The organism is Prevotella sp. ne3005, assembly GCF_900110085.1.
Taxonomy (GTDB): domain Bacteria; phylum Bacteroidota; class Bacteroidia; order Bacteroidales; family Bacteroidaceae; genus Prevotella.
The window spans coordinates 181,348-201,221 of the sequence record NZ_FOCK01000001.1; the positions used below are offsets into that span (position 1 = coordinate 181,348).

The following is a 19,874-nucleotide window of genomic DNA, read 5'->3' on the forward strand; positions in this document are numbered from 1 at the left end:
GTACGATGTTTGGAAATATTATCCAAATTTCTTGCGTAATTCAGAAAATATACCTAAATTTGCAGCCGAGAAAGAAAATCTTTCCGATTCGGGCGCTCTTAACGCCTCCAAACAGAATAACATTCTGAAATTCAATTTTCAATATTCAATTTTCAATATAAAAATGGCTGAATTATTAGACGAAACCGACTTGCAGATACTGAAAACGCTGCAAAAAAACGCAAAATTGACCACTAAAGAGCTGGCCGATGCCGTACATCTGACCCCTACCCCCGTATTTGAGCGTCAGAAACGGTTGGAGAAGAAAGGGTATATCAAGAAGTATGTCGCCATCCTCGACCCCGAGAAGTTGGACCAAGGGCTGCTCGTGTTCTGCAAAGTCAAACTGAAGCAGATCAACCACGAGATTGCCGATGCCTTTGTGCGCCGCATCCACCGCATACCGGAGGTGACGGAGTGTTACAACACCTCGGGAGCCTATGATTATCTATTAAAGGTTCGCGCACGCGATATGAAGCAGTATCAGGAGTTTGTGCTCAACAAACTCGGCGAGATAGAGAGCCTGGCCTCCATCGAGTCGACTTTCGTGATGAGCGAAGTGAAGCAAAACTACGGCATCAACATCTGAAGCAGTCGTTTTTTTGCCGAATTTCTTGCTTGTTTCAAAATAAAGTCCTAACTTTGCCACCCGAATCATCAATCATTGATATGAAGAAAACTATCTTATTACAACTATTCATGGGAGTGGCATGCATGGCCACAGCCCAAAACATCTGTCATGAAGACGGAACCGTAACCTTCCAGTACAAGAACGATCAGGCCAAAGAAGTCATGGTAGACGTGCAGTTTGCAGGTCGCAACGCCATGACGCGCGATGCCAAGACAGGACTTTGGACTGTCACCCTCGGCCCTGCCGCGCCTGACATGTATCCCTATTGCTTCATCGTCGACGGCGTGAGCGTGATGGACCCGGAGAATCCCCAGTACTTCCCTAACGAGGGCTTTAAGAACTCGCTGTTGGAGATTCCTGCCAGCAAAGGCAAACTGGCCCACGACATTCTGGATGTGCCCCACGGCAAGCTGGAGTATATCCACTATTATTCCAAGAGTCTGGGGGCCACGAATCAGGCTGTGGTCTATCTGCCCCCGAAGTATCAGGAGAATAAGGACAAGAAATACCCCGTGTTCTATCTGATTAGCGGTACGACCGATACGGAGGAGGTGTATTACAAGGTAGGCCGAGTGAATTATATCCTCGACAACCTGCTGGCAGAAAGCAAGGCAGAGGAGATGATTGTGGTACTGCCTTACGGTAATCCCTATAAGCTGTTGCCCACCCCACCCAGTCTCGGCCTGGGAGGCATGCCGCAGACGATGTTCGGAAAGGATGTGTTCAGCCTCGACCTGACTGACGACCTGATGCCATACGTGGAACAGCATTACCGCACCATCAACGATGCTGACCATCGTGCTATCGGCGGATTCTCCCGTGGTGGCAACCAAGGACTGTCCAACGGCTTGCACAATCTCGATAAGTTCTCTTATCTGTGCAGCTACAGTTCGTTTACCTCGACGGATATCCCCGGCGTCTACGACCATGCCGCAGAGACCAACAGTAAGATCCGTCTGTTCTGGCTCGGCGTGGGCACAGACGATTTCCTTTATGGAAATGCTCGCGACTATATGGAGTTTCTCGACAAGAAGGGCATCCGCAGTGTGAAGGAGTTCACCCACGATAAGTTCGGACATACCTGGATGAACGCCAAGTATTTCCTCTCGAAGACCCTTCCCCTGCTCTTCAAGCCCGAAGTGGCTGAGCAGGCGATGAAGAACGGACAGCCTGCCCCCGCCGCCACTGGTAAGGAGCAGCAGTTTACACCTGGTGTGATGGCACGCCTCTTCCCCAAGCCCATCATCTCGCCCGAATACAAGTACGACAGCGTCGTTTTCCGCATGAAGGCACCTGACGCCAAGGAGGTGCTGCTGGCAGCAGAGATCCTGCCCAAGCCCAAGGCTATGGAGCGCGACAGCGACGGCATCTGGAGCACAGAGGTCGACGAGCATATCTATGAGGCATTCACCTATTATTTCATCGTCGACGGTACGGCTGTGGCCGACCCGCAGAACATGTATCTCGCACCCTCCAAGGGTTTCAAGCCCAGCATCTGCAACAACCCTGCCGCCACGTTCAACTTCATGAACATGGCAGAGATGGAGCATGGCGTGGTGAGCTATGACCTGAACGAGAACAAGGCTTGTTACCAGCCCGCAGGCGGTAAACCTGAGTTCATCATCCAACTCATTCCCGGCAAGGACGACACGATGGAGAGCTGGTTTAAGATCGGAGGAGCCGACGTGATGGCCGATAAGTTCATTGCAGCCAAGAAGCTGCCGCCATTCTGTATCACCACTGGAGAAGCTGCTTGCTGCAAGGGCAAGAAATGCGAGAAGAAGGTTTATACACTCAAAGCCGACGACTACCCCAACTGGCCTGAGCGCCGTCATGCCCTGGAGTCTATCCTCGACTCACTGATGCTGCAGCGCGCTGCGAAAGGCGAGATCAGTCTTAACCTGCCACTCTTCCAGACGAAATACACAGCCGACCCCGCCCCGCTGGTAGTGGGCGACACCCTGTTTCTCTTCACCTCGCACGATGCATCGCCAGAGGACATTCCCGATGTGAACGAGAAGAGTTCAGCAGGATTCTTCATGTACGACTGGCTTTTGTGGAGCACCACCGACATGGTGAACTGGACGGAGCATGGAGCCGTGGCCTCGTTGAAGGATATCCCCTGGCGCAGTCGTGAGAACGGAGCCTGGGCCATCCAGACGGTGGAGCGCAACGGTAAGTATTACCTCTATGCCCCACTCCATGGTCATGGCATCGCCGTACTGAAGGCCGACTCCCCCTACGGACCCTTCAAGGATCCTCTGGGCAAGCCATTGGTATGGGACCAGAGCAACTGGTTCGACATCGACCCTTCGGTATATACTGACGATGACGGACAGGCCTACCTCTACTGGGGCAATCCCCACACCTTCTACGCCAAGCTGAACGACGACATGATATCGCTGAAGAGCGAGGTCACCAAACTGCCGCATATCAAGCATTATCAGGAAGGGCCCTGGATTTATGGAAGGAGACAGGGAGACAGGGAGACAGGGAGTTACAAGTATTATTTAGCCTATGCCTCTACCTGCTGTCCTGAGGCTTTGGGCTATGCCATGAGCGACTCGCCTACAGGACTTTGGGAGTGGAAGAACTACATCATGCGCCCCACCCTGCGCGACAGAGGCAATCATCCTGGCATCTGCGACTTCAAGGGTCACTCCTATGTCTTTGGTCAGAGTTACGACCTCATGCACCTCGACACCTTCACGCATCACGAGCGTCGCAGCGTCTCTGCCACAGAGATCACCTACAATGAAGACGGCACCATCCAGGAGGTGCCTTACTGGCTCGATCAGGAGCCTGTGAAACAGCTCTGCTGGCTGAATCCCTACCAGCGTGTGGAGGCTGAGACGATGGCTTGGGGCTATGGACTGAAGAGTGCCAAGATGGGCATCGAGAATACAGGTGTGGTGGCTGACATGCCCACGTCTACCGGTAAGAAGAATATGTATATCTTCGACATCAACGATGGTGAGTTCATCAAACTGCGTGGTGTAGATTTTGGCAATGGAGCCAAGAAGTTCAACATCACGGCTGCCTCTACGGGCAGTTGTAAGGTCACCCTGCGTCTGGACGGTCAGGATGGTCCCATCGTTGGTGAAGCCGTCATCTCGAAGACTGGTTCGGTAGAAAAGTACAAGGCCTTTAATACCAAGGTGACGAATGCTTCAGGCGTACATGACCTCTACCTCTGCTTTAGCAACACCTCCGGCGAAACAAGGCTCGACTGGTGGAAGTTTGGGAATTGAAGATTGAAGATTGAAAATTGAAGATTGAAGATTGAAAATTGAAGATTGAAAATTGAAGATTGAAGATTGAAGATTGAAAATTGAAGATTGAAAATTGAAGATTGAAGATTGAAGATTGAAAATTGAAGATTGAAAATTGAAAATTGAAGATAATTGATAATGTGTCTATGAAGAAGTATGGTCTAAAAAAATCAGCTTTTGTGTGCTTTGGCGCACTATTGACGGGATGTAATGCTCCTGCCGACATCGAACAGCAAGTTGACGAACTCTATCAGAAGATGCCCCAGGAGGAGCGCATCGCCCAACTGAGGAGCATGTATATGGACGAGCTCTTCGATGAGCAGGGGAAGCTCGACACTGCGAAGTGCCGCGAACTGATTCCCTATGGCATCGGACACTTCTCGCAGTTCTGCATGCAGCAGCCCAGAGACCCCAACGAGTTGCGTGATCGTGCCATCGCCATCCAAGACTGGCTGATGCACAACACCCCCAACGGTATCCCTGCCTTGTTGCACGAAGAGGTGCTCTCTGGTGTCAACACCTTAGGCTCTGCCATCTACCCGCAGCAGATAGGCCAGGCCTGCTCGTTCAATTCCGAACTGGCTGAGTTGAAGACACGCCAGACGAGTACCACGCTGCGCAAGATAGGTGGAATCCTGGCCCTTTCACCCATGGTCGACGTGTGTCGCACACCCAGCTTTAACCGTCTGGAAGAGTCGTATGGTGAAGACGGCTACCTCTCAGCCGTGATGGGAACCGCCTTCGTCAAAGGTCTGCAGCAGGGTAACCTGAAGACGGGCGTTGGTGCCTGCTCGAAGCACTACCTTGGCTATGGCGGCGGTGGTGATGCAGAAGAGAAGGAGCTGATGGAGGAGATCCTGTTGCCCCACGAGACGATGATCCGCCTGACGGGTAGCGTGGCCGTGATGCCTGGCTATCATGATGTGCATGGCATCAGATGCGTTGCCAACAGCGAGATTCTTCAGGATATCCTTCGTGGTTATGTGGGCTTCGACGGTATGGTGGTGAGCGACTATACTGCCATCGACCAGATACCCAATCTGGAGACTTCGGTTGAAAAGGCTGCTGCTGCCATCAATGGTGGCAACGACGTTGACTTCCCCCATGGTGCCGACTATAAGAACCTGCAGGAGGCCATCGACAAGGGGCTGGTCAAGCCTGAGACATTGGAGCGTGCCGTGAAGGATGTGCTGCGCATCAAATTCCGCATGGGACTCTTCGACAAGGATGCCTATCTCTATTCCAAGGAGACAATCAAGCTCGACACCCCTGAGGAGCGCCAGACGGCCTACGACATCGCCACCCAATCGGTGGTGCTCCTCGAGAACAATGGTATCCTACCCTTGGATATCACAAAGCTAAATGCTCAAAGCTCAAAGCTAAATGTTCTTCTCACTGGTCCTAATGCCAACTCCATCTGGGCCATGTGTGGCGACTACACCTACCCTGCCATGTCGTACTTCTGGAAGCGAGTCGAGGATGTGGCCGATCGCGACAATCCCCATATCGTGAAACTGCTGGAGGCCATGCAGAACCGCAAGCCAGAGGGTGTCAACGTGATGTACTCGCGTGGCTGCGACTGGACTGAAGACATCGAGACCAAATACGGAGAAGTGGGCGATGCCCGTGCCTGGGAGTATTACCTCCTCCACCGTAAGGTAGACTCTGGCGAGAAGGCTGATAAGGCCGAAGCCCTGAAGATGGCCAAGGAGGCTGATGTGATTATTGCCGCCGTGGGTGAGAACGTGATGCTCTGCGGTGAAAACCGCGACCGTGAGGGACTCCGTCTGCCTGGTAAGCAGGAACAATATGTCAATGAACTGTTGAAGACAGGCAAGCCTGTAGTGCTGGTGGTATTCGGAGGTCGTGCCCAGGTCATTTCCGGCATCGCCGAGAAGTGCGCCGCCGTCATCCAGGCATGGTATCCTGGCGAGGAAGGCGGTAATGCAGTGGCAGATATCCTCTATGGTAAGGTGTCTCCCTCTGCCAAGCTCTCTGTCAGCTACCCGAATGTGGAAATCAACGAGCCCATCTGCTATAACTATAGTGCGGAGAAGGATGCACGCGTAGCATGGCCCTTCGGCTATGGTCTGAGCTACACCACGTTTGATTATCAGAACCTGCAGGTGAACAGTGAGGCCAAGACCTCCGACGATTTCGTGGAGCTCACTTTCCAGGTAAAGAATACGGGAGAGGTAAAGGCTGATGAGGTGGCACAGATCTATCTCTCGCCCACACAGGAGAGCCAGAATATCCGCCCCATCCAGCTGCAGGGCTTTGCCCGTATCTCACTGGAGCCAGGACAGACAAAGACTGTCACCACCCGCCTCTTTGTAGAGCAGTTCGGATTCTACACCCACAAGGGCGATGTACGCGAGTGGAACATCGAGCCAGGTACGTTCATCGTGAAGGTGGGCGCCTCTTCGGCCGACATCAAACTCCAGCAGCAGGTTGAACTCAAGGGTAAGGCTACCACCAAGCCCCTGCGCGACCACTATTTCTCAGAAACAACTATATCACAATAAAACAGAAATGAAAAAGACATTATTATCAACTATCATGATGTGCATGACTTCAATAGCCATCGCACAGCCAGCAGGCGGATTCGGAGGACTCCAGGCCCCGCAAGTAAAACTCGAAACATCACAAGAGTTCAAGGACGTGAACTATGCAGGAGACGACCAGGCATACCACACTTGCGACATCTACCTGCCTAAGCAGGAGAAAGCCACCTACCCCGTAGTGATTCACATCTACGGCAGTGCGTGGTTCAGCAACAGCAGTAAAGGCATGGCCGACCTCGGCACAATCGTCAATTCACTTCTCAAGGCAGGCTATGCTGTGGTTTGTCCTAACCACCGCAGCAGTATGGATGCCAAGTGGCCTGCCCAGATTCACGACATCCGTGCCGTCATCCGCTTTGTGCGTGGCGAGGCAGCCAAGTATAAGTTCGACACCCAGTTCATCGCCACCAGCGGTTTCTCATCTGGCGGACACCTGGCCTCTATGGCAGCTACCACCAGCGGAACCAAGCAAACTAAGGTGGGGACTATTGACATCGACCTCGAAGGCGAGGTGGGCAGCTATCTCAAGGAGAGCAGCGCCGTGAATGCAGCCTGCGACTGGAGCGGTCCTATCGACCTCACTGCCATGGATTGTGGTGAAGGTATGAAGATGGGCGAGAACTCACCAGAGGACGTGCTGCTTAATTCGAAGCTTGCCAAAGAGCCAGACAAATACATCAGTCTGAGTGCCAACCACTATGTAGACCCCAACGATCCTCCCATCATCATCTTCCACGGTGATAAGGACAACGTTGTGCCCAACTGTCAGGGTAAGGCTTTCTTTGAGACGCTGAAGGCTGCTGGTGTGAAGACTGAGGCCACCTTCCCTGCAGAGGGAAACCATGGAGGTCCGGCCATGTACACTGAAGAGAACTTACAGAAGATGGTACACTTCCTGGATGAGGTGCGCACCAATCGTTCACGTATCATCGAGAATGGTGGCACTGGTCAGTACAAGGCCATCATGAAGGAAGATACCACCCTGCCCGAGCACACCATCTTCGTGCCTCAGGATCTCTCTGCCTTCAGTGCCGAGAAACCTCTGCCCGTACTCGTATGGGGCAATGGCGCCTGTGCCAACTCTCCGTGGGAGCACATGAACTTCCTCAACGAGATTGCCTCACAGGGTTACATCGTGCTCGCCACGGGTATCATCCCGATGACCGACGATTGGTACAAGGGTCCGATGTCACGTTCAGAGCAGCAGATTGAGAGCATCGACTGGATCATTGCCCAGAATGCCGATCCTGCATCACCTTACTATCAGAAGATCGACGTGAAGAATATCTGCGTGGCTGGTATGTCATGTGGCGGATTGCAGACACTCTTCAACTGTGCCGATCCCCGCATCTCTTGCCTGATGATCTGCAACAGCGGACTCTTCAATCAGCAGAATGCCAATCAGGCTGTGAGCGGCATGCCCATGCCTCCGAAGGAGAAGTTGAAGGAGATCCACACGCCTATCATGTATCTGCTGGGGGGTGAGACTGATATTGCCTATGGCAATGGTATGGACGACTTCCACCGCATTGATCATGTACCTGCTGTCGCCACCAATTTCCCCGTAGGTCATGGTGGCACCTATCGCGAGCCGCATGGCGGTGAATTCACCATCGTAGCCCTCGCCTGGCTCAACTGGCAACTGAAGGGTTGCAAAGAGGCAGCCAAGATGTTCGTAGGCAAGGATTGCGGCATCTCTAAGCGCAACAAGTGGACCATCGAGAAGAATGCCAAGTTCGAAAAGCTGAAGTAATATGAAGAAGATACACACCATCATTCTGTCGATGGCTTTCTGCCTGAGCGCTGCGGCACAGACGCCCTTCTCTGAGGGGCGCCTCACTGTGACGCCTCTCTCGCGGAATGCCGTCCGCATCCAGTACGCCAAGGGCGACATCAAGAGCGAGCTTCCAGAATGGATCTATGTCAAGCAAGAACCGTTCAAAAATCGACAGGATATCTCTGTCGCCATCGATGCCAAGCAGCAAGAGGTTAAAATCTGCAATGCCCAAGGCAAGACCGTCTTCACAGCCACCAACCATCAGTTCAAGGATGGTGAGGCGACCCTCTCTTTCGTCTCTCCCGACGATGAGTTCCTCTATGGACTCGGGCAGTTCCAGGATGGCTACAGCAACGTGCGCGGTCTCTCCCGTCGACTCACCCAAGTGAACACCCAGATATCCATCCCCATGCTCATCTCCAGCAAGGGCTACGGCATTCTATGGAACAACTACGGACTGACGGAGTTCAATCCCTGCAGCCAGAGTGTCAAGCTTATCAAGCGTGACGGTGCTGGTGCACAGGAAGTGGTGGATGTCACCTCTACGGAAGGAGGCAAGCGCGAGGTACGTGAGCGCCATATCTTCGAAGCAAGCATCGACATAGCCGAGAGTGGTGACTATGCCCTGCTGCTCGATGTAGGACAGAAGATGGCACGTCGCCACAACCTCACCATCGATGGCAATCCCGTCATCGAGATGCAGAACCTATGGCTGCCCCCTACGGCTTCGCAGATAGTCCATCTAGAGGCAGGGCGTCATACTTTAGAGGCAGAACTCACCAAGGACGATCAGCCCACCCTCTATTATAATAAGGTAGAGAATCAGACCACCTTCCGTTCGCCTGTGGCTGAGGCAGTAGATTATACCGTCTTCATCGGCACCCCAGACGAGATTATCGCTTCGTATCGTGAACTCACGGGACCCTCTCCGCTGATGCCCGAGTGGGCACTGGGTTATATCCATTGCCGCGAGCGTTTCCACTCCTCCGATGAGATCCTGCAGACCGCCCGCCGTTTCCGCGACGAGCAGATGCCCCTGAGCGTCATCGTGCAGGACTGGCAGTATTGGGGGAAATATGGTTGGAACTCCATGCAGTTCGACGAGGAGTTCTACCCTGACCCCAAGGCACTCACTGACAGTCTCCACCAGATGGATGTACGCTTGATGGTGAGCGTATGGAGTAAGATTGACAAGAACTCCGAGGTAGGTCGCCAGATGGAGCGCGACCAGTATTACATCCCCGAAACCGACTGGATAGACTTCTTTAATCCCGAAGCCGCTGCCGCCTACTGGAAGAATTTCCGCGAGCGCCTCGTCCCCTTAGGCATCGACGCCTGGTGGCAGGATGCCACAGAACCAGAGAACGACGATCTTGCAGGCCGCCGTGTGAACAATGGCCGCTGGAGTGGCGAACAGGTGCGCAATGTCTATCCCCTGCTCGTCAACAAGACAGTCTATGAGGGACTGAAAGAAGCTGGTAAGGATCCTGTTATCCTCACCCGCTGCGGATTCCCCGGTATTCAGCGATACGGCTCAGCCATGTGGAGCGGTGATGTGGGCAACGACTGGGAGACCTTCCGCCGCCAGATTACGGCAGGTCTTGGCATGCAGGCAGCAGGTATCCCCTGGTGGACCTATGATGCAGGCGGATTCTTCCGTCCCCGAGACCAGTACACCAACCAGGATTACATCGACCGTATGCTCCGCTGGATAGAGACCAGCGTCTACCTGCCCCTGATGCGCGTTCATGGTTATATGAGCAATACCGAACCCTGGAACTACGGTCCAGAGGCACAGGCCATCATCACAGAGTGTCTGAAGGAGCGCGAGCGCCTGTTGCCATATATCAAGCAGTGTGCAGAGCGCGTCTCTAAAGAAGGCTACACGCTGATGCGCCCCCTTGTGTTCGACTTTGCCGACGATCCTGAGGCCCTCAAACAGAAATATGAATATATGTTCGGCCCAGATCTGCTCATCAGTCCTGTCACCAAACCAGGCGTCACTGAGTGGCAAACCTATCTGCCCAAAAGCAGGAACGGCTGGCGAGAACAACATACAGGACAACACTTCGAAGGTGGGCAATACGTCACCACCCCTGTGACCAAGGCCCATATTCCAGTGTTCGTTCGTGAGTAAACTAGGAAATGTTGCGTAAGTTTTCCGCAACGGGTTGCGTATAGATTTACTGAATAAGTTGTATATAATTTTAGTTTTTTTGTGTATTTTTGCAGTGTCAGGATGAACCTTTTATGCAATACGGTTGAGAACCTGACATGCAACACAAAAAAATCATATATGTCAGTGAATTCGTTAGATTAGACCATCTACTTGAAAAAGTGGGTGGTCTAAATCATATAATCCGAATGTTGCGCAACGCGTTGCGCAATATTTTAAGCAACACTTTCGTTATAATGTTACCAAGAATGATTACTTTTGTGGTGTCAATAAAACTAGGAAGGTGAAAAAAAGAATATCTCAACGTGATCTAGCCAAGATTCTCGGGGTTAACGTCTCGACAGTCTCACGTGCGTTGAAAGGTCTTGATGGCGTAAGTTTAGCTTTGAAGCAGAAGATTCTGAAACTGGCAGAAGAAAACGGCTATCGCCCCAATCCCCTTGCCATGAGTCTGCGGTATGGCAAAACGCGTACCATTGGCGTCATTGTGCCCGACATGTCGTTCAGCCACTTCTCCCACATCGTGAAGAGTATTGAGGCTGAAGCACGTAAAGCGGGCTATATGTGTATTGTCACTGATTCTAATGAGCGTTATAAGGGTGAGGTGGCCTGCGTCGAGCTATTGGAGGACCTCCATGTGGATGGTATCATCATGTGTCTATCGCAGGAAACGGTTGACTTTGCACATCTGGAACAACTGAAAGAGACACACATCCCCGTAGTGCTGTTTGACAGGATTGCCGATATCAACTTATCGTCAGTTACGATTAATGATATAGCCACGGCCTATGAGATGACCCTCCACCTCATTGACGGAGGAGCAAGGCGTATTGCCTTCTTGGGGGGACCTAACCAAATGAAGCAGACAGCCGACCGCAAACATGGATACATCACAGCCTTACGCGAACGGGGAATCCCAATCAGACGAGAACTGGTAAAATGCGGAGTCGCCACCATCAACTCAGGCCTAAAGGATACATTGGACTTGCTCGACATGACCGAGCCCCCTGATGCCATTCTGGCTACTCACGGACTTTTGGCAGCCTCTGCCTTCCAGACAGTTCGTAGCCGGGGGCTCCGTATGCCGGAAGACATTTCTTTGGCAGGCTACATGAGCGAATGGGTGTCGGACATGTATCATCCTCGGGTGACGTTTGTAAAACAAAACTTAAAGGAAATTGGACGGAAGGCCTTCAGGCTCCTGTACGATCAAATGGAAGGCGACACACTTGTCAAGCATCTGACAGTTGACGCTCATATGGAGATGAGAGAGAGTACATTAAAAGTAACATAACAGGTGAGGATCATTCGCCTGCCTTCACAAGAATGAAAAGACTGTATAGCTATATTCAGCATTCTTTCTCAGCCAGATTAAACAAGTTGGCTGAAGACGTGGAGGCAATCTATAAAATGGCACGAGGATGACAGATAACAAAATACTGCGTGTCGGTATCATCGGCACAGGATGGATTGCCGAGAAGGCTGCCATCACCTTGAATGGTTTGACAGTGTGTGAGGCCTATGCTGTGGGGTCGCGCTCACAAGAGAAGGCAGAAGCGTTCGCCCAGAAATGGAACATCGGAAAGGCTTATGGCTCATATAGTGAGTTGATTGCCGACCCTGACGTAGACTTGGTTTATGTAGGTACGCCCCACTCCCACCATTACGACGTGACCCGTGAGGCCCTGTTGGCAGGCAAGCCCTGTCTGGTGGAGAAAGCCTTTATGGCCAACCACCGTCAGGCTAAGGAGATCGTTGACATAGCCCGTCAGCAGAAAGTCTTTCTGGCTGAAGCCATCTGGACACGTTACCAGCCTGTTGTGAAGACGATGCGTGACCTCATCAGCAGCGGACGCATCGGAGAACCCAGGCTCGTAACCGCCACCCTTGGCTACTCGATGGGCGACAAACCACGCATCATGCGCCCAGACCTCTGCGGCGGTGCCCTGCTCGACCTCGGTGTCTATGTCCTGAACTTCGTGAGGATGTTCTTCGATGCCGATATCGTGAGTATGGAGAGCCAATGCGTGAAGTCAAAGACGGGTATGGACCTGACAAATGCCATCAGTCTCGTGCTTGCCGATGGTGTACTCTGCAACCTGCAGTCGAGTGCCCAGTGCGTGGGCGACAACATCGGTGTGATAGCAGGTACGGAGGGTAACCTGATCATCGACAACGTGAACAATCCGCAACAGATTACGGTAAATGGCCCCGACCGTACCTATATCGAGACCATCCATGTTCCACAGCAGATTACGGGCTACGAGTATCAATTTCGAGCTTGCCGTCAGGCGCTCATCGACGGACTTCTGGAGCCTCGGGAGATGCCTTTAAACGAAACGCTTTATATCATGGAGCTGATGGACGGCCTGCGCAAGAAGTGGGACGTACGCTATCCTATGGACGAGGAATAACAAATAAACACAGAACAATAAAACATGAAACGTATGTGATCTTCGGCTCGTCGTTCAAGAATATCGTAGGCAGCAAATAGTCACTTGCCCAAGAACTTCGTGTCGAGATAAGCCTGGAAGGCATCCTTATACATCTCGCCAATAGGCAGATAGGTGTCGGCATCCATGATGACGCGGTTCTTGTTGACTTCCTGAATCTTGGTGAGGTTGATGATGTAAGAACGGTGGATACGCATAAACGTGTCGGGTAGCCGTTCTTCCATCTTCTTCATCGAGAGGAGGGTGATGATGGGCTTGGACTGTCCTTCAAGCCAGACCTTCAGATATTCGCTCATAGCCTCCACATAACGGATATCGCCGATGCTGACTTTCACGATACGATAGTCGGTCTTCAGGAAGAGCGTATCATCTTCAGTCTCTTTGGCCGGAGTATTTTCCGCAGCCATACCCGCACCCTCCATCCTTTCTTTCAAACGGTTGGCAGCCCGTTGGAACTCCTGCAGTCCGAAAGGCTTCAACAGATAGTCTACGGCATTCACCTTAAATCCCTCAACAGCATATTCCGAATAGGCAGTAGTAAAGACCACAAGAGGTGGAGCCATGAGCGCCTTGACAAACTCCATGCCATTCAGGTCGGGCATGTTGATATCGCAGAAGATGGCATCCACGGTATCGTTCTCCAAAAACCGACGGGCTTCAATGGCACTCCGGCACTGGGCAGCCAACTCCAGGAAGGGCACCTTATTAATATATGAAACAAGCTGCTGCAGAGCCAATGGCTCATCATCTATGGCAAGACATCTGATCATGATAACGGAATATTTAGTTCGACGGCGTAGCTGTCGGCTTCGTCGTGGATATCGAGTGAATAATCATTTTTGAATAGCAGGTCGAGACGCTTGCGGACATTGGTGAGTCCTACGCCGCCTTTCTCCTGATTGGGTTTGCTAGCCTTGGAGTTACGACAAGAGAAGACCAGTCTTTCATCCTCCACGGCAGCCTGCAGCTCTATATACGACTCCTGCTGATAACTGACCCCATGCTTGAAGGCATTCTCGACAAACGTGATGAGCAACAGGGGCGGGATGTTCCTGTCGGGCACCTCCGCAGGCAGATTCTGCGAAATCCTTACCTGATCGGTAAAGCGCAACTGCATCAGTTTCAGATAGGTTCGGATAAACTCCAGTTCACGAGCCAGGGTCACGCCGCGCTTGTCGCCCTCATACAAGACGAACCGCATCATCTTCGACAACTCCACGATGGTCTCTTGAGCTTTAGCAGGATCGATATCCACGAGCGCATGGATATTATTGAGCGTGTTCATGAAGAAATGGGGGTTGATCTGATAACGCAGATACTCCAGCTGCTGCTCCAAATTCTGCCGTTCCAGTTCTGCCAACCGCTTCTGGTCGTCACGACTACGGAAATAGTACTTCGTGCCGAGGTTTGCGCCAAACATCAGAATGAGCACCACCAAGGCCAGTATATCACGTTCGCCAACGATGGGAGGCGGCATATGGTCCCGACGCATGCGATGCTCAGGTTTGTCGTGAGGCGGCTTGTCGAAGGGGGGCTGATGCTCACCGGCCTCATCCATATGGGGCTGATGCCCACCGTTCTCATCCATATGGGGCGGCCGTGATTCATGTCGCTCCATGGGGGGTCGCCTGCGGAAATCCTTATCCCTCTGTGGCTTATGGGAACATTGCCAGATGAAGAACGCACCCAATACTGCCGTTACGACAGAGAAGTAAAGCACCCGTCGCTGCTGATGCACGATGAGCGGTGCCAGGAAGCAGTTATGAAGGAGAAACAAGACCAGGAAAATGGCGAATGAGCGCCAGACAATCAGCACCTCCGTCCAGTTGAAAGTGGCATCCTCATGATTGATAGTCCTGACATAAAGGCTGAGGAGTGGGGCTAAAAAGAGCAAGCCCCACACCACCAGATACATCATATTTTCATGTCGTGACTGATTCTTCATCAAATTCATCTGTTTAATGATATAACGTGAAAGAAAGAGATTTATTGTGTCAACGCCATCCGCCAGGACCGCCTCCCATGCCACCGTTGCCACCTGTATACGAGGTGAGCGATACCGAAGAACCGCCACTGACGGTGCCATCCTGAATACCCAGACCACCAAAATACTTGCTGCCGCCGCTGACGGAGACGTCCTTCAGAAGTGAGGGTGCGGAAGCTGCCGATACAACGAGCCCTGAGCCACCGCCCGATGGTGTCTGGAACGAGAAACTGCTGTTTCCATAGGAAAGGGTGTACCAGGCATTGGTCGACCATTGCGAAGCCAGATAACAAGCCTGTGTCAGTTGTGAACCATTCTCCAATCCTCCCACGGCCACGATCGTACCGCCTGTGAGATAGAGTTTCTTGCCACCCTCGGTATTGGCATCGATAGCCACCTCGGGAGAGCCGGAGCAGATGGCATAGACAATTCCGCCCTTGATATAGCAGTTGCCGTTGGCATCGAGGCCGTCGTTGGCCTTTCCCTGGGCATAGACATAACCGCCACTGATGGTCATGTCATCCTTCGAGTTGATGGCATCGTCATAAGCGTAGGAAGCCACCTCGCCACCTGTTATCGTCAGCTTACCTTTGGTTTCGATGCCCTCACCGTTATTACCGCTGGTGCGCACCCAGATAGTACCGCCGCTGATGGTCAGGTTGCCATCCACCTTGATACCCTTGGGCGACGAGGTGTCGTTGTTGCTCCTGAACTGTCCGCCCTCGGTGATGATGTATACCTCACCGCCATTGAAGTAGGCCTCCATATCCACATTGATGCCTTTGCCACCCGAGCCTGTACTTTTCAGCATCAACGTACCTGCATTCACCGTCAGGGTGGAATCGGCCTTGATACAAGCAGCCCCCTTAGCCTCGCGGTCGTCGGTGTCATAGATGCCATCGCCTGTCGTGATGACGGTGGTGCGTCCGCCATTCACCACGATATGCCCCTCACAATTGATGCCTTTTGCTGCGGCCGCTGTCACCTCGACGTTCAGGATGCCGCCATTGATAAACACCCCGTCGTTGGCTTTGATACCGTGGTTGGCTGTCGACTTCACCGAGATGTTATTCCCTTTGCGAAACACGATATAGTCTGCCGAGTGGATGGCATTGTTCGTGTTACCCGTCACACTGAGCGAACCTTTTCCGTTGAAGAGCAGCTTACCCTTGCAATAGAGTGCTCCTTTCTGGCTGCCACCAGCGCCATCGGCCAAGGTATTGTCTGTACCTTCTGCCAGCACCACATAGGCACGTTTGCCGCTCAACAGGTTCAGGGCAGCACTGTCGGGATTGGTGATGCTGACACCGTTCAGCTTCACCTCATATTTCTTATCGCCCACCACCGTAAACGAGCCGTTAGTCGTCGTACCGCTCAACACGTAGCAGATGCCCTTCGCTGAACCATGATTGGCGGTGACGTGTCCGCCTTTGACGGTGACCTCCACCCCACTCTCACTCTTCGCCACAGGGTTCGTCAGGTCAATGCTCACCTCGGTCTTGAAATCGTTGTTCTCCAAGGCATCCTCGTCTTCGGGGAAATACTCCGAGGCAGCTGCGGTGGGCTCGGCTGTCGTCTGGTCAGGGTTCACCGCAAAGGTAGCCAATACTCCCGTCGTGGCAGAACTGCCACTGCCATTATTGCCAGGAACCTGTGATCCGCCTTGGTTCCATTCTTCTTGCGGATCATTATAAAAATCACTCAGGGGGTCTTCTGCCGAACAGCAGGTCAAGACCACTAAAGATGCCATCAGCATCATGAAAAACATCATCCTCTTCATACGAATATTATGCATTTATTTATTTGTTGGCGCAAAGGTAATACAAATAGTGTCACCCACCAAAACTTTTCAGCGAACGGCCCATTTCCTTCAATGAATGTTAAATCCCAAGGGCACTCTTGGTTTTTTGCTCGCTTATTCGTATCTTTGCAGCATGAAGAAATTTCTGTCATTATCACTCTTACTGTTCTTTGTGCTCTCAGCCACGGCTCAGATGATGGAGCCCGTTCATTTCACTTCACAGTTGAAGGAACTGAAAGGCGGCGAGGGCGAGCTCGTATTCTCCGCCACCATCGATCCAGGCTGGCATGTCTATTCCACCAATCTTGGCAACGACGGTCCCATCTCCGCCTCCTTCAACGTGGTGAAGATGGAGGGTGCCCAACCTGTAGGAAAGCTGCAAGCCAGAGGCAAGGAAATCAAACAGTTCGACAAACTCTTCGAGATGGAGCTGCGCTACTTTGAGAGTGCCGTCACCTTCGTGCAGAAAATCCGTTTCACTAAACCCCAATACGACATCGACTGCTACCTCGAGTATGGCGCCTGCAATGATGCGTCTTGTCTGCCTCCCTCTGAGGTCACGCTGCAGGTCAAGGGAAAGAGTCCCGTAGTGGAAGAGGAGAAGAAGGATCAGGATGAGAAGAAGGAAGAGCCCGTCGTGGCAGAGACACCCAAAGACACGGTGGTGGCCGATACGGTGGTGGCCGATTCCGCTACAGTAGCCACTGCCTCCGACCTCTGGCAGCCTGTGGTGGAGGAGCTCCGCGCCATGGGCTCCGACAGCGACAACATTGCCGACCACTCCTTATGGTTTATTCTCCTGATGGGCTTTGTCGGCGGATTGCTCGCCGTCTGCATGCCCTGCATCTGGCCCATCATCCCCATGACGGTCAGTTTCTTCCTCAAGCGTGCCAAGAGTGATAAGCGCCAAGGGGTGCGCGATGCCGTCACCTATGGGCTGTCCATCATAGTCATCTACCTCGGACTGGGATTGCTTGTGACAGCCCTCTTCGGCAGCAACACGCTCAATGCCATGTCCACCAATGCTGTGTTCAATATCCTACTCTTCCTGCTGCTCGTGGTCTTTGCCCTGTCATTCTTCGGTTGGTTCGAAATCAAGCTGCCCGACAGCTGGGCTAACAGCGTCGACACCAAGGCCACAACGACCAGCGGGCTGCTCTCCATCTTCCTCATGGCGTTCACGCTGGTACTCGTGTCGTTCTCATGCACGGCCCCCATCATCGGCCTGCTGCTCGTAGAGACCACCACCAGCGGCAACTGGCTGGCACCTGCCCTCGGCATGTTCGGATTCTCCCTGGCGCTGGCCCTGCCCTTCACGCTCTTCGCCCTCTTCCCTGCCTGGCTGAAACAGGCGCCGAAGTCGGGGTCGTGGATGAACACGTTGAAGATTGTGCTGGGTTTCATCGAACTGGCCTTCGCCCTGAAGTTCTTCTCCGTGGCCGATCTCGCCTATGGCTGGCATCTGCTCGACCGTGAGGTGTTCCTCTCGCTGTGGATTGTCATCTTCGCACTCCTGGGTGCCTACCTCTGTGGCTGGCTCAAATTCCAGAGCGACGAGGTGGGCGGCGAGCTCCATAAGCCGATGCCAGTGGTCTGCATCATGGGCGGACTGGTGTCGCTGGCCTTCGCCCTCTATATGGTTCCCGGACTCTGGGGGGCTCCGTGCAAGGCTGTCAGCGCCTTCGCCCCTCCGATGAACACGCAGGACTTCAACCTTAATAATAAGGTGGTAGAGGCCAAATACACCGACTACGAATCGGGCATGGCCGCTGCCAAGTCGCTGGGCAAGCCTGTACTCATCGACTTCACCGGCTTCGGTTGCGTGAACTGCCGTAAGATGGAGGCAGCCGTATGGACCGATCCTACCGTGGCCGATATGCTCACCAACGACTTCGTGCTCATCTCGCTCTATGTCGACGACAAGACGCCGCTCAGCGAGCCCTATGAGGTGACCGATGCCAACGGCAACACCAAGACGCTGCGCACCGTCGGGGCGAAGTGGAGCTGGCTCCAGAGTTCCAAGTTCGGTGCCAATGCCCAGCCGTTCTATGTCATCCTCGACAACGACGGCCATCCGCTCACTGGCAGCCGTGCCTACGATGAAGACATCAACGCCTACATCGACTTCCTGAAAAAAGGACTTGACAAATATTAATATGAAGATTCTATTAATCGGTGGCACGGGCACCATCTCGAGTGCCATCACCCGCCAGTTGGCAGCAAGCGGCCACGACCTGTGGCTGCTCAATCGCGGCAATCGCAAGAGCGAAGTACCCGCCAGTGTGAAACAAGTCATTGTCGACATCAACGACGAGCAGGAGGTGCTGCGTCAGGTGGGCAGCGAGATGTTCGACGCCGTCTGTGAGTTCATCGGCTTCCTGCCCTCTCAGGTAGAGCGCGATATCCGCCTCTTCAAGGGCCGCACCCGCCAGTATGTCTACATCAGCTCGGCCTCGGCCTACAACAAGCCCGCCGCCAATCATGTCATCACCGAGGGCACCACCCTCGCCAACCCCTACTGGGAGTACTCGCGCAACAAGATTGCCTGCGAGGAGCTGCTCATGAAGGAATACCGCGAAAACGGCTTCCCCGTCACCATCGTCCGTCCCAGCCACACCTATTGTGAGCGTGGCGTGCCCGTCAGCGTGCATGGTCCCAAGGGCAGCTGGCAGGTGCTCAAACGCATGATGGAGGGCAAGCCCGTCATCGTCAATGGCGATGGTTCATCCCTCTGGACCCTCACATGGAACGAGGATTTTGCCCGAGGCTTCATCGGCCTTTTAGGTAATCCCAAGGCCATCGGCGAGCCCTTCCAGATCATGAGCGACGAACAGCTCTCGTGGAATCAGATCTACCAGTGTGTGGCCAACGCCCTCGGCGTCACGCCCCAGCTCTACCATGTGGCCTCCGACTTCCTCGCTGCCGTAGCGCCCAAGGAATACGACTTTACGGGCAACCTCTTAGGCGACAAGTCGGTCACCGTCATCTTCGACTGTTCGAAGCTGAAGCGTGCCGTTCCGGGCTTCCAGTGTGTCACCCGTTTCGACGAGGGTGTGCGCCGCTGTGTAGCCTATCTCCTCGCCCACCCCGAGCTCCAGGAAGAAGATCCTGAGTTCGACGCCTGGTGCGATAAGGTCATCGCCGCCCAGGAATCCGCAAAACAAATAATATAACTTA

The 19,874-nt window shown here is 53.1% G+C and carries 12 protein-coding genes and 1 pseudogene; 10 read left to right on the forward strand and 3 right to left on the reverse strand.

Annotated features, from left to right (window positions below; translation table 11 throughout):
- Positions 1–163 precede the first annotated feature (163 nt).
- The 8 genes and pseudogenes from BMY16_RS00750 to BMY16_RS00790 all read left to right on the forward strand — a co-directional run bounded on the left by BMY16_RS00750 (position 164) and on the right by BMY16_RS00790 (position 12,873).
- Entirely contained in the window at positions 164–628 is a 465-nt protein-coding gene (locus BMY16_RS00750; protein ID WP_091838726.1) for an Lrp/AsnC family transcriptional regulator, read from the forward strand.
- 335 nt (positions 629–963) lie between these two features.
- Positions 964–1,563: pseudogene (locus BMY16_RS16000) on the forward strand (alpha/beta hydrolase); the annotation flags it as partial.
- Between the two features lie 969 nt (positions 1,564–2,532).
- On the forward strand, positions 2,533–3,921 hold the full coding sequence (locus BMY16_RS16005; protein ID WP_411267762.1) for a family 43 glycosylhydrolase: 1,389 nt from the start codon (positions 2,533–2,535) through the stop codon (positions 3,919–3,921).
- Positions 3,922–4,088: 167 nt separating this feature from the next.
- Entirely contained in the window at positions 4,089–6,467 is a 2,379-nt protein-coding gene (locus BMY16_RS00765) for a glycoside hydrolase family 3 C-terminal domain-containing protein (RefSeq protein WP_091838731.1), read from the forward strand.
- 7 nt (positions 6,468–6,474) lie between these two features.
- Positions 6,475–8,259 carry an alpha/beta hydrolase gene (locus BMY16_RS15750; protein ID WP_244512802.1) on the forward strand — a complete coding sequence of 595 codons (1,785 nt, stop codon included), beginning with the start codon at positions 6,475–6,477 and terminating at the stop codon, positions 8,257–8,259.
- Position 8,260: 1 nt separating this feature from the next.
- A complete protein-coding gene (locus tag BMY16_RS00775; RefSeq protein ID WP_091838733.1) occupies positions 8,261–10,420 on the forward strand; it encodes a glycoside hydrolase family 31 protein in 2,160 nt (719 codons plus the stop codon).
- Positions 10,421–10,742: 322 nt separating this feature from the next.
- Positions 10,743–11,753 (forward strand): LacI family DNA-binding transcriptional regulator, encoded by a 1,011-nt coding sequence (locus tag BMY16_RS00785; RefSeq protein WP_091838739.1) that lies wholly within the window; start codon positions 10,743–10,745, stop codon positions 11,751–11,753.
- A 127-nt stretch (positions 11,754–11,880) separates the two neighbouring features.
- The gene (locus BMY16_RS00790; protein ID WP_091838741.1) at positions 11,881–12,873 is read left to right on the forward strand and encodes a Gfo/Idh/MocA family protein; all 993 of its coding nucleotides are present in this window, start codon (positions 11,881–11,883) and stop codon (positions 12,871–12,873) included.
- A gap of 80 nt (positions 12,874–12,953) precedes the next feature.
- Here the strand turns inward: BMY16_RS00790 and BMY16_RS00795 are convergent, their stop codons facing one another.
- The 3 genes from BMY16_RS00795 to BMY16_RS00805 are packed head-to-tail and all read right to left on the reverse strand — an operon-like array spanning position 12,954 to position 16,676.
- A complete protein-coding gene (locus tag BMY16_RS00795) occupies positions 12,954–13,682 on the reverse strand; it encodes a LytR/AlgR family response regulator transcription factor (RefSeq protein ID WP_091838744.1) in 729 nt (242 codons plus the stop codon).
- On the reverse strand, positions 13,679–14,857 hold the full coding sequence (locus BMY16_RS00800; protein ID WP_091839812.1) for a sensor histidine kinase: 1,179 nt from the start codon (positions 14,855–14,857) through the stop codon (positions 13,679–13,681). The genes BMY16_RS00795 and BMY16_RS00800 overlap by 4 nt, the downstream gene beginning before the upstream one ends.
- Positions 14,858–14,906: 49 nt before the next feature.
- The gene (locus BMY16_RS00805) at positions 14,907–16,676 is read right to left on the reverse strand and encodes a carbohydrate-binding domain-containing protein (RefSeq protein WP_170835956.1); all 1,770 of its coding nucleotides are present in this window, start codon (positions 16,674–16,676) and stop codon (positions 14,907–14,909) included.
- Between the two features lie 154 nt (positions 16,677–16,830).
- Between BMY16_RS00805 and BMY16_RS00810 the strand changes: the two genes are divergently transcribed.
- Together BMY16_RS00810 and BMY16_RS00815 are read left to right on the forward strand one after the other, a co-directional pair.
- Positions 16,831–18,852, forward strand: a complete 2,022-nt coding sequence (locus BMY16_RS00810; protein WP_091838750.1) for a protein-disulfide reductase DsbD family protein — start codon at positions 16,831–16,833, stop codon at positions 18,850–18,852.
- 1 nt (position 18,853) lies between these two features.
- Positions 18,854–19,870, forward strand: coding sequence for an SDR family oxidoreductase (locus BMY16_RS00815; protein WP_091838753.1), 1,017 nt, complete (start codon positions 18,854–18,856; stop codon positions 19,868–19,870).
- The last annotated feature ends 4 nt before the right edge of the window (positions 19,871–19,874 follow it).